At 67.7% G+C, this 12960-nt stretch carries 14 protein-coding genes and 1 pseudogene; 3 read left to right on the top strand and 12 right to left on the bottom strand.

All coding sequences use genetic code 11. The annotated features are described in order from the left end of the window. Positions 1–201 precede the first annotated feature (201 nt). Entirely contained in the window at positions 202–810 is a 609-nt protein-coding gene (wrbA, locus tag ACERLL_RS08285; RefSeq protein ID WP_373655608.1) for an NAD(P)H:quinone oxidoreductase, read from the bottom strand. A 101-nt stretch (positions 811–911) separates the two neighbouring features. Here wrbA and ACERLL_RS08290 point away from each other — a divergent pair, with 101 nt between their 5' ends. Further along, positions 912–1859: a LysR family transcriptional regulator gene (locus ACERLL_RS08290; protein ID WP_373655609.1), complete on the top strand. Its 948-nt coding sequence runs from the start codon at positions 912–914 to the stop codon at positions 1857–1859. Here ACERLL_RS08290 and ACERLL_RS08295 read toward each other — a convergent pair. The 9 genes and pseudogenes from ACERLL_RS08295 to ACERLL_RS08335 form a co-directional block, all read right to left on the bottom strand. Beyond that, a complete protein-coding gene (locus ACERLL_RS08295) occupies positions 1856–3709 on the bottom strand; it encodes a nitric oxide reductase activation protein NorD (RefSeq protein ID WP_373655610.1) in 1854 nt (617 codons plus the stop codon). The two genes, ACERLL_RS08290 and ACERLL_RS08295, sit on opposite strands and share 4 nt — an antisense overlap. A 97-nt stretch (positions 3710–3806) precedes the next feature. Continuing rightward, positions 3807–4801 (bottom strand): annotated as a pseudogene (locus tag ACERLL_RS08300) (4Fe-4S binding protein). Positions 4802–4837: 36 nt separating this feature from the next. Continuing rightward, on the bottom strand, positions 4838–5248 hold the full coding sequence (locus tag ACERLL_RS08305) for a magnetosome magnetite crystal formation protein family (protein WP_373655611.1): 411 nt from the start codon (positions 5246–5248) through the stop codon (positions 4838–4840). Further along, positions 5229–6041, bottom strand: coding sequence for a CbbQ/NirQ/NorQ/GpvN family protein (locus ACERLL_RS08310; protein WP_373655612.1), 813 nt, complete (start codon positions 6039–6041; stop codon positions 5229–5231). The genes ACERLL_RS08305 and ACERLL_RS08310 overlap by 20 nt, the downstream gene beginning before the upstream one ends. Before the next feature lie 9 nt (positions 6042–6050). After that, positions 6051–6314, bottom strand: coding sequence for a cytochrome C oxidase subunit IV family protein (locus ACERLL_RS08315; protein ID WP_373655613.1), 264 nt, complete (start codon positions 6312–6314; stop codon positions 6051–6053). A 33-nt stretch (positions 6315–6347) separates the two neighbouring features. Beyond that, positions 6348–6944 carry a cytochrome c oxidase subunit 3 family protein gene (locus ACERLL_RS08320; RefSeq protein WP_373655614.1) on the bottom strand — a complete coding sequence of 199 codons (597 nt, stop codon included), beginning with the start codon at positions 6942–6944 and terminating at the stop codon, positions 6348–6350. 154 nt (positions 6945–7098) lie between these two features. Further along, entirely contained in the window at positions 7099–8499 is a 1401-nt protein-coding gene (locus tag ACERLL_RS08325; protein WP_373655615.1) for a cbb3-type cytochrome c oxidase subunit I, read from the bottom strand. 6 nt (positions 8500–8505) lie between these two features. Beyond that, the gene (locus ACERLL_RS08330; protein WP_373655616.1) at positions 8506–8931 is read right to left on the bottom strand and encodes a c-type cytochrome; all 426 of its coding nucleotides are present in this window, start codon (positions 8929–8931) and stop codon (positions 8506–8508) included. Positions 8932–9121: 190 nt separating this feature from the next. Then, positions 9122–9745, bottom strand: coding sequence for a magnetosome magnetite crystal formation protein family (locus ACERLL_RS08335; RefSeq protein ID WP_373655617.1), 624 nt, complete (start codon positions 9743–9745; stop codon positions 9122–9124). 236 nt (positions 9746–9981) lie between these two features. Here ACERLL_RS08335 and ACERLL_RS08340 point away from each other — a divergent pair, with 236 nt between their 5' ends. Both ACERLL_RS08340 and ACERLL_RS08345 read left to right on the top strand, forming a co-directional pair. After that, positions 9982–11016 (top strand): sodium:calcium antiporter, encoded by a 1035-nt coding sequence (locus tag ACERLL_RS08340; RefSeq protein ID WP_373655618.1) that lies wholly within the window; start codon positions 9982–9984, stop codon positions 11014–11016. A gap of 80 nt (positions 11017–11096) precedes the next feature. Continuing rightward, positions 11097–11690, top strand: a complete 594-nt coding sequence (locus ACERLL_RS08345) for a DUF938 domain-containing protein (RefSeq protein WP_373655619.1) — start codon at positions 11097–11099, stop codon at positions 11688–11690. A gap of 19 nt (positions 11691–11709) precedes the next feature. On the opposite strand, the gene ACERLL_RS08350 is transcribed toward ACERLL_RS08345, so the two are convergent. Both ACERLL_RS08350 and ACERLL_RS08355 read right to left on the bottom strand, forming a co-directional pair. Then, positions 11710–12318 (bottom strand): hypothetical protein, encoded by a 609-nt coding sequence (locus tag ACERLL_RS08350; RefSeq protein ID WP_373655620.1) that lies wholly within the window; start codon positions 12316–12318, stop codon positions 11710–11712. Beyond that, positions 12315–12818 carry a BCAM0308 family protein gene (locus tag ACERLL_RS08355; RefSeq protein ID WP_373655621.1) on the bottom strand — a complete coding sequence of 168 codons (504 nt, stop codon included), beginning with the start codon at positions 12816–12818 and terminating at the stop codon, positions 12315–12317. Before ACERLL_RS08355 ends, ACERLL_RS08350 begins: the two co-directional genes overlap by 4 nt. Between the last annotated feature and the right edge of the window lie 142 nt (positions 12819–12960).

The raw sequence follows: 12960 nt of genomic DNA on the forward strand, positions 1-12960 counted from the left end.
CTTTGTAATCACACGCTACCGAATATAGATTCGCTTGCGACTCCCTTGAATGTTATTTGCCCCCTCCAGGGCGTTTCCTTCAGGGCATCCGTCCCTATCGTCAACCTGCTTCCACCGGCCTGATCGCCATGAGGCCAGGCTCCGTTCGGGGGAAGCCCGGCTATGGCGATCAACCTCGGCGGGGAGATTAGCCCGGCCGGATTAGGCGGCCCGCAAGCGCCCGGCCACCTCCGCCACATGGCGGCCCTGGAAGCGGGCGATGGCCAGCTCGTTCTCCGAGGGCAGGCGGCTGCCGTCGCCGCCCGTGAGGGTGCTGGCGCCGTAGGGGGTGCCGCCGGTGATCTCGTTCATGTTGACCAGCTCCGCGGCGGAGTAGGGCACGCCCACCACCACCATGCCGTGATGCAGGAGCGTGGTGTGGAAGGAGGTGAGCGTGGTCTCCTGGCCGCCGTGCTGGGAAGCGGTGCTGGTGAACACGCTGCCCACCTTGCCGATGAGGTTGCCGTTGGCCCAGTGTCCTCCGGTCTGGTCCAGGAAGGTGCGCATCTGGCCGGCCATGTTGCCGAAGCGCGTGGGCGTACCGAAGATGACGGCGTCGTATTCGGACAGCTCGTCCACGGTGGCCACGGAATGGACCTGCTCCCGCTCGGCGCCCATCTCCCGCAGCTGCTCCGCGGGTATCGTCTCCGGAACCCGCTTGACCGTCACCTCGGCGCCCGGCTGCTCTCGGGCGCCTTCCGCCACGGCATCCGCCATGGTTTCCACGTGACCGTACATGCTGTAGTACAAAACCAGAACCTTGGTCGCCATCCGGCATTCTCCTCGCTGTTTGCTCGAAATGCGTCGGGGAAAATAATGGGGCCGGATACTTCGGTTGACAATCCGGGTAAAAATAAAAACTCTGTTTACTTATGGAAACGAACTCCGGAAACGGCCTGCCGCGGCTGGACGACATGGTACTGTTCGCCCGGGTGGTGGAGGCCCAGAGCTTCTCCACCGCCGCCCGGGAACTGGGCATGTCCAAGTCCGCGGTGAGCAAGGGGATCAGCCGCCTGGAGGAGCGGCTGGGGGTGCGCCTGCTGCACCGGACCACCCGTCGGCTGAGCCTTTCCGAGGCGGGGCGTACCTTCTACGGCTACTGCCGGCAAGCCCTGGAGGCCGCCCAGGCCGGCGAGGAGGAGGTCACCCGGCTCCAGGAAGAGCCGCGGGGGGTGCTCAAGGTGAATGCCCCCGTCTCCTTCGGCAGCCTCCATCTGGCGCCCGCCATATCCCGCTTTCTCGCTCTCCATCCGGACGTGCACGTGGACATGACCGTGGATGACCGGGTGGTGGACCTGGTGGAGGCCGGCTTCGACGTGGCCGTGCGCATCGCCGAGCTGCCCGAGTCGAGCCTGGTCGCGCGGCGGCTTGCCCCGGCGCGCCACGTGGTCTGCGCCGCCCCGGAGTACCTGGAGCGGCAAGGCGAGCCGCGCAGTCCCGCGGATCTGGTCCGGCACAACTGCCTGACCTACGCCTATGCCAGCCACGGACCCGAGTGGCCCTTCGACGGGCCGAACGGCCCGGAAACGGTACGTGTGGCCGGCAACCTGCAGGTCAATCACGGCGACGCGCTACGCTCCGCGGCGGTCTCGGGGCTGGGCATCGCCCTGCTGCCCACCTTTATCGTCGGCGAGGACCTGTGCCACGGCCGGCTGCGGGCGCTCCTGCCCGGCTACCGGACGCGTGAGCTGTCCATCTACGTGGTCTACCCGGAGCGGCGCCACCTGCCGGTGAAGGTGCGGGCGTTCGTGGATTTCCTGGCGGAGACCTTCGGTGGGCGGCCCTACTGGGATCGGGAGGTGCACCGGGAAACGGGCTAGCGGGTGAGCTGCGCGTAGAGGTGGGGCAGGCGCCGGGGCAGCTCCTCGGGGGTCCGGATTACCACGTACCCCCTGCTGCCGAACAGATGGGGAAGGTAGTCCTCCGCGTCCCGGTCGATGGTCACGCAGAACGGCTGGAGGCCCATGCGGCGGGCCTCACGGACGGCCATGCGCGTATCCTCCACGCCGTAGCGGCCCTCGTAGCGGTCCATGTCGTTGGGCTTGCCGTCGGTGAGCAGCAGTAGAAGGCGGTGGCTCGCCGGCTGTCCGGCCAGTAGCCGGATGGATTGCCGGATGGCGGCGCCCATCCGGGTGTAGAATCCGGGCTTGAGCGCAGCCAGCCGGCCCCGTACCCGTCCCCCGTACCGCTCCCCGAACTCCTTGAGGACGTGGTAGCGCACATGCTCCCGCTTGCGGGACGAGAAGCCGTATATGGCGAAGCGGTCGCCCGTGGCGGTAAGGGCCTCGGAAAACAGATAGAGGCTGTCGCGGATCACGTCGATGACCCGGGCTCGGCTGTTGACCCAGGTATCCGTGGACAGTGAAAGATCCGCGAGCAGCAGCGAGGCGATGTCGCGGTCCCCCGGGCGCAGGTCCCGGTACAGGGCCGGATCCTCCGTTGCGGCGCCCGCCGCGCGCTCCGCCACGAAGTGCTGGTAGGCGTCCAGGTCCACCTCGGTGCCCTCCGGCTGGCCCGCGAGCCAGGTTCGGGTGGGCGTAAGCTGCCGGAATTGGCCGCGCAGGCGGCGGGCGGTGGAGCGCAGGCCCTCGGGGAGCTCGGCGGGCGGGGCGTCCTCGGCCACCATGGGCTGCAGCCGGCAGAAATCGGGCCGCAGGGCGTCCCGTCGGTAATCCCACTCCGGAAGCAGGATGCCGCCGCCCAGGGGGGTGTCGTCGTTGGCCTCGGAGGGTAGATCCAGGTCGAAGCGCAGGCGGCTGGCGGTGCGCTTGTTGTCCCGCGAGAGGCTGAGCAGGTCCAGGTCGTCCGCGGCGTCGGCGGCGGCCTCCAGGTCCTCGTCCTCCTCGGTGGGCCGATCCACGTTGACGAACTCCGACCAGCTCCAGATGCTCTCCGCGTTGCGGAAAAGCAGCAGGCCCTTGTCCCGCTCCGGCATGGCCACCCGTTCACCCCGCCGGCGTCTCCGGTCCTCCAGGTCCCGGGTTTCCCCTTCGCTGGACGGCTCGGCGCCCTCCCCGGCATCGCTTGCTGCAACCGGGGCCTGCTCCTCGGGCGGGCTGGGGTGCAGCCAGAGGGCCACCGGGGCGGGGGGACGCTTGGCCGCGGGGATGGAAACGGCGGTCCCGGGGTCCGTCAGGGCGGCGCGGACGGTTTGCTCCGCCGCGGCCTCCCCGGCTGGAAGCTTGCCGGGGTCGGGGCGCAGGGGCAGATAGGCGGAGACCAGACGCTCGTAGCGGGGCCGCATTCCGGGTAGCCGCCGGAGGGCCCGATGGGCCAGCTCCGGACCGCGGGCCAGCCAGGAGGAGCCGGCGGGCAAGGCGTCCCCAAGGGCTGCCAGGGCGGCGAGCCACAGGTAGAGATCCCGGTTAAGGGCGGTTTCCGGGAACAGCGCCAACCGGCCCGGTAGGTACAGGGCCTGGGTGTCCGTCCAGGCCAGCTCGGCGCGGCGGTGGCTGCCGGCGATACTCTGGAGCAGGGTCCGCCGGGCGCCGTGCGGGAGGGCGGGGGCGGGCTCGATGCGCAGCCCATCGTCGCCGCCCAGGGCCCGGAACAGCGGTCCCAGGCGGGGCCGCATCTCGTCCAGGGCCACGGCGGCCTCCGGGTGGTCGTTACGGGCCGCCCGCCGTATGAGGCGGTCCCAGGCCTTGCCTACGTGCTCTTCCGGATCCATTGCTTGCTCTTCCTGGGCGGTGGTTCCTGGGCTTCCGCTGGCGTGCGGAGTGGGGACCGCTGGCCCGGCCCGAGCGGGGCATCCGGATTCGGATACCTCATTCCTGCACCACGATCCGAGGGGCCTTCCGCACCTTGCCGCCCCGGGTGAAGCAGCCCGCCGGGACCTCGGGCTTGCGGCCGAAATCGTGGGCGGATACGTCCAGAGCGCAGTCCCCGGCCACCCACCGCAGCAGCGAGCCTTCCGGATTGTTCGATTGAACGGTCTCGCAGGCGGATACGCATTGGCCGCATTGGGTGCAGGCGAACATGTGCCGCTTCATGGTGCGCGGCTTGAGGCGCATGGGGCAGGCGTTGTCGCAGGCCGCGTTGCAGGAGGCGCAGGCAGCCGCGCGCGTGCGGTCGAAGCCCACCACCATGGCCCGGCGGTTGGCCATCCACACCAGGCTCTGGAACAGACCCACCGCGCAGCCGTAGCGGCAGAACAGGTGGCGGGCGGCCAGGAACTCCACCAGGAATACGGCGGTGGCGGCGGCGAGGAAGATGCCCTGGTTGCGGGTGAGCGAGCCGCCGAGCAGGTTGCCGTAGACCGTGGCCGGCGGCAGCAGGTAGGTCAGCAGCACCACCGCCCACAGGAAGGCGAAGAAGGCGACAGCGGCCAGGGTCAGAGGCCACAGGCGCCCGTCGTGCGGCGCAGGCTGCCGTCCGCCCTGCGGGCGGGGAGGGGGCTGCGCTCCCACAGGCTCGGCTTGCCGATGGTGCGCTCCATGAGGCCGTTGATGGTCTCCACCACGGAAAAATGCGGGCACAGCCAGCCGCAGTATAGCCGTCCCCACCGCCAGGCCACCAGAAGGAACAGGGCGGCTCCGCCGAAGAGGGGAAGGAATCCCCGCCACAACAGGTTCCAGGCGGCGTCGAGGACCCCGGCCTCGCCCTGAAGGAACGGCGTCAGGCCCAGCGTCCAGTCCCGCCCGAACAGGATCGGGTGTCCTAGGGTCAGGTCGATGCGGAAAATGTCCAGGGGCGGAGCCAGAACGAACAGGGCGAAGAAGCCCAGCCGGATGAGGAAGCGTTTGTCCTGCAGCTTGGTCATGTCCGGACTCCCCCTCGTGCTAAGGATGGATCCCCGTCAACCCGCCTCGCACCGAGGTCCCACGAGCGGATACCGGTAGGGCAGGCCGGCCTGCGCCCGGCTCAGGGCCACCACGCCGAACAGGATGAAGGCGGAGTGGACACAGACCACGTAGAGGATCATCAGGACCCAGGTGGCGGGATTGTCCAGCCCGCCCAGCACCAGGATCGCCCCGGCAGCCAGGGCGATCAGGATTCCCGCCCAGATGCTCACCACCAGGGTCTGGCGCAAATGACAGCGCGTCACCGGCGAGGCGCCTGCGTGGTGCCTCCGGTACAGCCAGAGCAGCACCAGGAAGCCGACCAACGGCGCGGGCAGCAGATTGATCAGGTAGAGGGACTCCGCGGCGATCGCGATATTCCGGTCGGGAGCGGGGTCCCGCATGCTTTTACTGGCCGAGTACGGCATCCACCACCTCCATCAACGCCATCGCCGTTTCCTCATCGTCGGTGAGCGGTTCCACCAGCGCGGAGCGCGCGGCCTCCGCGGGCCGGAAGCCGTCCCGGACCAGCACCGCCGCATGGACCACCAGCCGGGTGGAGGGGGCCTCCTCCAGGTCGTGGTCCTTGAGGTTGCGCAGGTCGCGCGCCAGCTCCACCAGCGGGCCGACCCGCTCGTCGTCGAGACCGCTTTCCGCCGCCACGATCGCCCGCTCCCGCTCCGGATCGGGGAAGTCGAAGCGCAGGCCCACGAAACGCTGCCGGGTGCTGGTCTTCATGCCCTTGAGGAGGTTTTGGTAGCCGGGGTTGTAGGACACCACCAGCATGAACTCCGGCGGCGCCTGCAGCGTTTCCCCGGTGCGCTCGATGGGCAGCATGCGCCGGTCGTCGGAGAGCGGGTGGAGGACCACGGTGGTGTCCTTGCGGGCTTCCACCACCTCATCCAGGTAGCAGATGCCCCCTTCCCGCACCGCCCGGGTGAGCGGGCCGTCCGACCAGTAGGTGGCCCCGTCGCCGATCAGGTGGCGTCCCACGAGGTCGGAGGCCGACAGATCGTCGTGGCAGGCCACCGTGTACAGCGGGCGGTCCAGGACGGCGGCCATGTGCTCGATAAAGCGGGTCTTGCCGCAGCCCGTGGGCCCCTTGAGGAGCACCGGAAGCTGGTTGTGGTGGGCGTGCCGGAAGAGCTCCACCTCCCGGCCCTGCGGTAGGTAGTAGGGGGCTTGCGGGAGATTGTCGGCGGATACGGCGCTCGGCTTCATGGGCCTACCTCAAGCGGTGGTGATCAGAAAGGCAACGGCGACAAGCAGTCCCACCATGGCCAGGTAACCGCCCAGGATCCCGCGCCACAGGGGCCGGACCCGTTGCAGCTCCATGAAGTGCCACGCCACCAGACGGCCCTTGTAGAGGGCGATGCCCAGCACGGACAGGACCAGGGCGGGACCTTCCAGGTGTGCTTTCCCGGCGGCGAAGGTGATCCCGGTGAGGGCCAGGAGGAGCAGCCAGATCCGGGTGGCGGAGGTTCCTGCGTGCATGGCGGGTCTCCTGAGCGGGGATGCCGGACATTCTCAGTGCATGACATAGACGAGCGGGAACAGGATCAGCCACACCAGGTCCACCATGTGCCAGTAGGCGGTGCCCGTCTCCACGCCGGTGTGCTCGTCCACGGAGTAGGCCCCGGCCCGGGCCTTCGCGGCCACGGCGGCCAGGATCACCATTCCCATGATCACGTGCATGAAATGGAAGAAGGTCAGGGACAGATAGAACATATAGAAGGTATTGGAGGACAGCCGCACCCCTTCCCCGAAGTGGTGGACGAATTCGCCCCCCTTCACCGCCAGGAACACCCCGCCCATGCCCAGGGCCGCGGCCAGCCACCGGACGCAGCGGTCCCGGCTTCCGGCCCGGATGGCGTCCAGCGCGCGGACCGCGAAATAGCTGGCCGTTATCAGCACGACCGTATTGAGCAGCCCCGAAGCGCGGCTCAGGGTCTGCTGGTAGTGGTCGAAAAGCGCCGGATTCTGGGCCCGGGCGAAGGCGTAGGCGGCGAAAAAGATGCCGAAAACCAGCAGCTCGGCGAGAATGAACACCCACATGGCCAGGTCCCCCGGCGGCTGGCTCCGGAGATCCGAAGGCCCCGTTTCGGTTTCCGTAGTGGCGTGCATGGGTCCCCCAGTGGGAGGCGGGCTTGCCGCAGAGCCGGCGGGGATACGGGTTCTCCGGTCTAGCGGGGTGCCCCCGAGGTTCCCGCTTCCCTGCGGTAAGCCAGCCATGATGGAGCCGGGCGGGGACGGAGCCCCGCTTCCGGCTTGTCGGTGCTCAGGCCGCGGCTTCGGCGGCGGCTTTGTCCTTTACCGTGGCGCCCTTGGCGAAGAAGCTCCAGACGTAGACCACCGCGCCCGTCAGGAAGACCACGCCGGCGAGCTCCCGGGCCCAGTAGAACAGGGCGATCTTGTCCTGCACGAGCATGAAGGGCTGCGGATCGGCGCTGTAGCGCTGGAGCCATACCTGCAGGATGCCGGCGGCGGTCAGGAACAGCACGATGAAGGCCATGGACACGCTCATGAGCCAGAAGGACCACATCTCCAGCACCTGCGCCCTGTTGCTGGCCGCCTCGCCCTGGCCGCGCAGGTGCGGCATGGCGTAGGAGATCATGGTCAGCACCACCAGCACGTAGGCTCCGAAGAAGGCCAGGTGGCCGTGGGCGGCGGTGATCTGGGTGCCGTGGGTGTAGTAGTTGACGGGGGCCAGGGTGTGCATGAAGCCCCAGACGCCGGCCCCCAGGAAGGCCATAACCGCGGTTCCCAGCGCCCACAGCGTGGCCGCCTGGTTGGGATGGTCGCGCCGCCGCCGGTTCACCATGTTGAAAGCGAACACCACCATCATGAAGAACGGGATCGGTTCCAGGGCCGAGAAGATGGAGCCCCACCACTGCCAGTAATCGGGGGCACCGATCCAGAAGTAGTGGTGGCCGGTGCCGATGATCCCGGTGATGAGCGTCACGGCGATGATCACGTAGAGCCACTTCTCGATCACCTCGCGGTCCACACCGGTGATCTTGATCAGCACGAAGGCGAGGATGGAGGCCATGATCAGCTCCCAGACGCCTTCAACCCAGAGGTGGACCACCCACCACCAGTAGAACTTGTCCAGCACCAGGTTGGCGGGATTGAAGAAGGCGAACAGGAACAGGCCGGCGAGCCCCACCAGGCCGATGAGCAGTACCGAGGAAACCACCGTCTTGCGGCCCTTGAGCACGGTCATGGCCAGGTTGTAGATGAAGCCCAGGATGATGACGACGAGCCCGGCCTTGATGATGGTGGGCTGCTCCAGGAACTCCCGGCCCATGGTGGGCCATAGGTGATTGCCGGTGATCTCGGCCAGGGTGGAGTAGCGCAGCAGCAGGTAGCCCAGAACCGTCAGGAGAACCGCCCCCAGGAAGGTCCAGAACAGCCCGATGGCGAGCCGGGGGCTGTGGAGCTCGGTTTCCGACTCCTCGGGAACCAGGTAGTAGGAGGCGCCCATGAAGCCGAACAGCAGCCAGACGATCAGGGCGTTGGTATGGACCAGACGGGCGACGTTGAAAGGGATCGCGGGGAACAGGAAATCCCCCACCACGTATTGCAGGCCCATGATCAGGCCGAACAGGATCTGCACCAGGAACAGCCCGATGGCGGCGATGAAGTAGGGCTTGGCTACGGATTGCGAGGCGTACTGCATGGTGTCTTACCCCTCCACGTTCGGCGGCCATTCGGCGGTGTCGATTTCGTCCGTCCATTTCAGGAAGGCCACCAGGGCGTCCAGCTCCGCCTCCGTGAGGTCGAAGTGGGGCATCTGCCGGCGTCCCGGAGCCCCGGTTGGCTGGGTCTTGATCCAGCTCTTGATGAATGCGGGGCCGCGCCTGGTGTATACGTTGCCCAGCTCCGGCGCGTAATAGGCGCCCTCGCCGAGCAGGGTGTGGCAGCCGATGCAGTCGTGCTCCTCCCAGACCTCCTTGCCCTTGGCCACCTTGGGCGTTAGCTGGTCCGCGTTGGACCGCTCGGGGACGGCGGTATGGGTGTCGACGGTCAGGGCCAGGAACAGGAGGATGAAGAACAGGCTGCCCCCGTAGAAGATGTTCCGGGCCATGGACTTGGTGAATGCCTCACTCATGGATATCCCCTCCCGAAAGGCGCCGGTCCCGCCGGCTCGGGCGGGGTCCGGCCATGGAAGACCAGGACATGGCGCGCGCTCCCGTGGAAATTGTTTAGGGGTATCCTGGATGCAACTTCCGGGGCCTTCCATGATCCTGATCAATCCGGTCGGCCCATTGCTGCGGGGCGACGCCGGAGGCGCCCGGATTTCAGGAGAGGACGCGGATAGTGAGGGGGTAGCGGAAGGGCTGGTTGCGGTTGGCGCGCAAGGCGGCGTAGAGCACCAGGAGGGTGTCCGCCACGAACAGGGCCAGGATGGCCGGATAGGCGAGGGCGGGGCTGGCCATTGCCAGGGCTGCGAGGGCGTAGAGGGTGACGCTCAGCTGGAAGTTGACAGCCTCCCGTCCTTCCCGGTCCACTCGTGGGTCCGTGGCGCGGCGGCCGAGCCAGGCCAGCAATGGCCCCAGGAGGTGGCCCAGGGGGATGAGGAGGCCGGCAAAGGCGGCCAAATGGACCAGCGCGGCCCATTTGGCCACGTCCACCCGCCTTATGGGGGCGGAGGAGGTACCCTGCCCTGGGGATTCGACCACGGGCTCCGGCTCCTCCCGGTCGAGATCCAGCTCGCCGGAATGATCCTCGGCGAGTATGGAGCGGGCACGGGCCGCATGGGCCTCGGGTACCTGGATCTTGATGCCGCCCAGGGCGGCGCCGTAGAGCCAGTCGGTCTGTACCAGGTGGTCATCCGCCAGACGCGCCGGAATGCCTTCCGCCTCCAGCCGGCCCTTGGCGATATGGGCGAGCGCCTGGTTGTCGAAGGTGGCGATGGTGATCACGCTGGAGGGCTCCTGAGCGAACATCGATCATGGAAAGGGCGTGCCTTGAATCGACCCGCCCCGGCTGACGGGTGTGGTGCCCGTGAAACCGGCTCCTGGTCCTGGCGGCCGTCCGGGGACCATCCAGCCGCCGCCGAGGTCCCCGGCCAGCATAAACCTTCCATCATGAGCCTGGAAGTCGCCCGTTCTCGGCAAAAAGCGTCGCCTGCCGCCGGCTTCCCGAACCGGAGTTACGCGTGACCGATCAGATCTGGCCCGTGGGCCCCAGTGTGGCCGTCTTCGTCCTCGGCGCCCTGGTGATCGCCTTCGTCGGGGTGCGCCTGGCCAGCCTGGCCGATCGGCTGGCCGACCGGACCGGCCTCGGCGAGGCCTTCGTGGGCGCGGTGTTCCTGGGGGCGAGTACTTCCCTGCCCGGGATCATCGCCTCCGTGACCGCCGCCTGGAACGGCCATCCGTCGCTGGCGATGTCCAACGCCCTGGGCGGCATCGCGGTTCAGACCGCTTTCCTCGCCATTGCGGATATCGCCTATCGCCGGGCCAACCTGGAGCATGCCGCCGCCTCCCTGCCGAACATGATGTGGGGCGTGCTCCTGGTAATCCTGCTCGGGGGCCTGCTTCTGGCCTCCCAGGCTCCGGAGGTGACCTTCCTGGGCGTGCACCCCATCAGTCCCCTGCTGCTGATCGCCTATGGCTACGGGGCCCGGCTGGTGGCGGAAAGCCGGGAGGAGCCCATGTGGCACCCCCGGCGCACCGCGGCGACCCGCACGGACCAGCCGGACCCCGAGACCGTCAAACGGGGCTCGCTCGCCTTTCTGTGGGCGGGATTCGCCGCCTCGGCGCTGGCTGTGTCCGTGGCCGGGTGGGGCGTGACCCGGGCCGGGGAGTCCCTCGCCATGCAGACGGGGCTGAGCCAGAGCTTCGTGGGTGCGCTGATGGTGGCGGTGGTCACCAGCCTGCCGGAGCTGGTGACTTCCGTGGCGGCCGTGCGGCGCGGTGCCCTGACCCTGGCGGTGGGCGGCGTGCTGGGGGGCAACGCCTTTGATACGCTCTTTGCCGCCGTCGCGGACATGGCCTATCCCGAAGGTTCCATCTACCACGCCATGAGCCCCCTGGAGCCGGCGCTGGCCGCCCTGACGCTGCTCATGGCCGGTGTTCTGGTGCTCGGTCTGCTCCGGCGGGAGCGGGTAGGGCCGGGGCGTATCGGTCTGGAGAGCGTTGTGGTGCTCTCCCTGTACCTGCTGGGCGCTTTCATACTGGGAACGGGCGGCTAGCGGGGCGCTCGCGGGAAGCCGCTGCCGCGTGGATTCCCTACCAGGGCTCCCGAATTCATCCATCGGAGGAAAAACAGCCCATGGCCAAGCCGTTCTCGCAGGCCTGCGAAAACAACAAGGCGCCCATTCTGGAGGTGCTCGCCGAGGTATTCCGTGAGCCGGGCACCATCCTGGAGATCGGTAGCGGCACCGGGCAGCACGCCGTCCATTTCGGCCGCCACCTGCCGCATCTCACCTGGCAGCCCACGGACGTCGCGGAGAACCTGCCGGGTATCCGGGCCTGGCTGGCGGAGGCGGGCGTGGCCAATGTGCGGGAGCCGCTGGTGCTGGACCTCGGTCAGACGGACTGGCCCGTCGCCGCCGCGGACGGGGTGTTCTCGGCCAATACCGCGCACATCGTGAGCTGGCCGCAGGTGGAGCGCCTGTTCACCGGGGTGGCGAGTATGCTTCCGGGCGGGGCCGCCTTCTGCCTGTACGGGCCGTTCTCCTATGACGGTGCGCACACCAGCGAAAGCAACGCCCGCTTCGACGAAATGCTCCGGGGACGGGATCCGCATAGCGGCATCCGGGACCTGCGGGATCTGGAAGGGCTGGCGGAAGGGGTGGGTCTGCGCCTGGAGGCGGATTACGCCATGCCGGCCAATAACCGCACGCTGGTATGGCGGCGGCAATAAGGAATCGGCAGGAGCGTAGCTACCAGTTGTAGCCGATGGACATGGACAGCTCGATGATGCCGTCGTCCTCGCGGATCTCCGAGCCCATCTTGCCGATGTACTTCAGCTCCAGCGCGAAGGAAGTGTACCGGGAGCCACCGTTGATGATGCCCATGCCCACTTCCCAGAAATTCTCGCTCACGCTCTCGGTGTCGCCGTTGACGGTACCGCCTTCAGCCGTGAGCTGTCCCCCGCCAGCCAGGAAATAGGGCACTTCGTTGCGGGTGTTGGCGGGGAGGCCGTAATAGAGGTCCACGCCTACGCGGTCGAGGTCCAGGTCCTCGTCGAACGTGCGGCCGTCGGCGCTATAGGGGGAGGATACCTTCAGCGTGTTGTGCATCCAGGTTACGCCGATTCCCAGGCGGCTGGTCTCTGCGGAGCCACCGAAGTACTTGAAGGTGGCGCCGTAGCCCCAGCGCCGATCCGAAAGCTCGGAGCTCTGGCCGATCCAGACATCGTAGCCCACCAGCGCGGCGGTGTGGACGATGGCGCCGCCGCCCCGGGCCTGCGCGACCGCGGCCTGGGGAAGCAGCAGGCACGCGGCCGCCAGCAGCGGGAAGAAAAAGGCCGGCCCGCTAGCCCGGGTCATTGGTCCCGTCGCCAGTGGGCCAGAACATATTTGTCTTCGCTCGGGTACTTGATGTCCAAATCCCCCTTGTGGGCGCGATGGATGGCGTCCGCGATGCCGCGCGCCAGATGCTCGTAAGTAGTGCGGATTATAACGGAACCGTCGTCCTCTTTTCGAATCCCGATGATCCGCTCCAAAGGACGCCTGCCCGCTTCGCGCTTCTCCACGTTCTCGATGAGATTGCGGATGTCTTCCCAGTGCTGTTGCAGGAAATCGCCCTCCAGGGTCACCACGCCCCCCACATAATTCTCCTTGATGCGGTAGCAGGCCGGACAGGTCATGCGCTCGGCCTTCTCCGGGGGCGTCTTCATCCATTGGAAGATGCCGTCGTCGAAGACCACGCCGCACTCCTTGCAGATCGCGGGCTGATTGTATTTGGCGCGCAGGAAATACGGATCGTTGCGGTGCTCCTGGATCATCTTATCCAGGCGGGAATGGTTCTTTCCGGTTTCTCCGTTCATGCCGTTGCCTCCTTGGGTGACGGGCTCCTTCCCGGAGGAAGGCCTATTCACCGTATCCCAGGGGCGGGAAGGCGGGCAGTCCGGTTGCACCCCATGTTCGCGGTGGAATAAAAAAACCCGGGGCCGAAGCCCCGGGCGCTCA

This window comes from Thiohalorhabdus sp. Cl-TMA (assembly GCF_041821045.1).
Lineage (GTDB): Bacteria > Pseudomonadota > Gammaproteobacteria > Thiohalorhabdales > Thiohalorhabdaceae > Thiohalorhabdus > Thiohalorhabdus methylotropha.

Coding starts and splice junctions, on each gene's coding strand:
- ACERLL_RS08355 (WP_373655621.1), bottom strand. CDS start 12,818: ATGAACGGAGAAACCGGAAAGAACCATTCCCGCCTGGATAAGATGATC.
- ACERLL_RS08350 (WP_373655620.1), bottom strand. CDS start 12,318: ATGACCCGGGCTAGCGGGCCGGCCTTTTTCTTCCCGCTGCTGGCGGCC.
- ACERLL_RS08290 (WP_373655609.1), top strand. CDS start 912: ATGGAAACGAACTCCGGAAACGGCCTGCCGCGGCTGGACGACATGGTA.
- ACERLL_RS08320 (WP_373655614.1), bottom strand. CDS start 6,944: ATGCACGCCACTACGGAAACCGAAACGGGGCCTTCGGATCTCCGGAGC.
- wrbA (WP_373655608.1), bottom strand. CDS start 810: ATGGCGACCAAGGTTCTGGTTTTGTACTACAGCATGTACGGTCACGTG.
- ACERLL_RS08330 (WP_373655616.1), bottom strand. CDS start 8,931: ATGAGTGAGGCATTCACCAAGTCCATGGCCCGGAACATCTTCTACGGG.
- ACERLL_RS08305 (WP_373655611.1), bottom strand. CDS start 5,248: ATGCCGTACTCGGCCAGTAAAAGCATGCGGGACCCCGCTCCCGACCGG.
- ACERLL_RS08310 (WP_373655612.1), bottom strand. CDS start 6,041: ATGAAGCCGAGCGCCGTATCCGCCGACAATCTCCCGCAAGCCCCCTAC.
- ACERLL_RS08325 (WP_373655615.1), bottom strand. CDS start 8,499: ATGCAGTACGCCTCGCAATCCGTAGCCAAGCCCTACTTCATCGCCGCC.
- ACERLL_RS08295 (WP_373655610.1), bottom strand. CDS start 3,709: ATGGATCCGGAAGAGCACGTAGGCAAGGCCTGGGACCGCCTCATACGG.
- ACERLL_RS08315 (WP_373655613.1), bottom strand. CDS start 6,314: ATGCACGCAGGAACCTCCGCCACCCGGATCTGGCTGCTCCTCCTGGCC.
- ACERLL_RS08345 (WP_373655619.1), top strand. CDS start 11,097: ATGGCCAAGCCGTTCTCGCAGGCCTGCGAAAACAACAAGGCGCCCATT.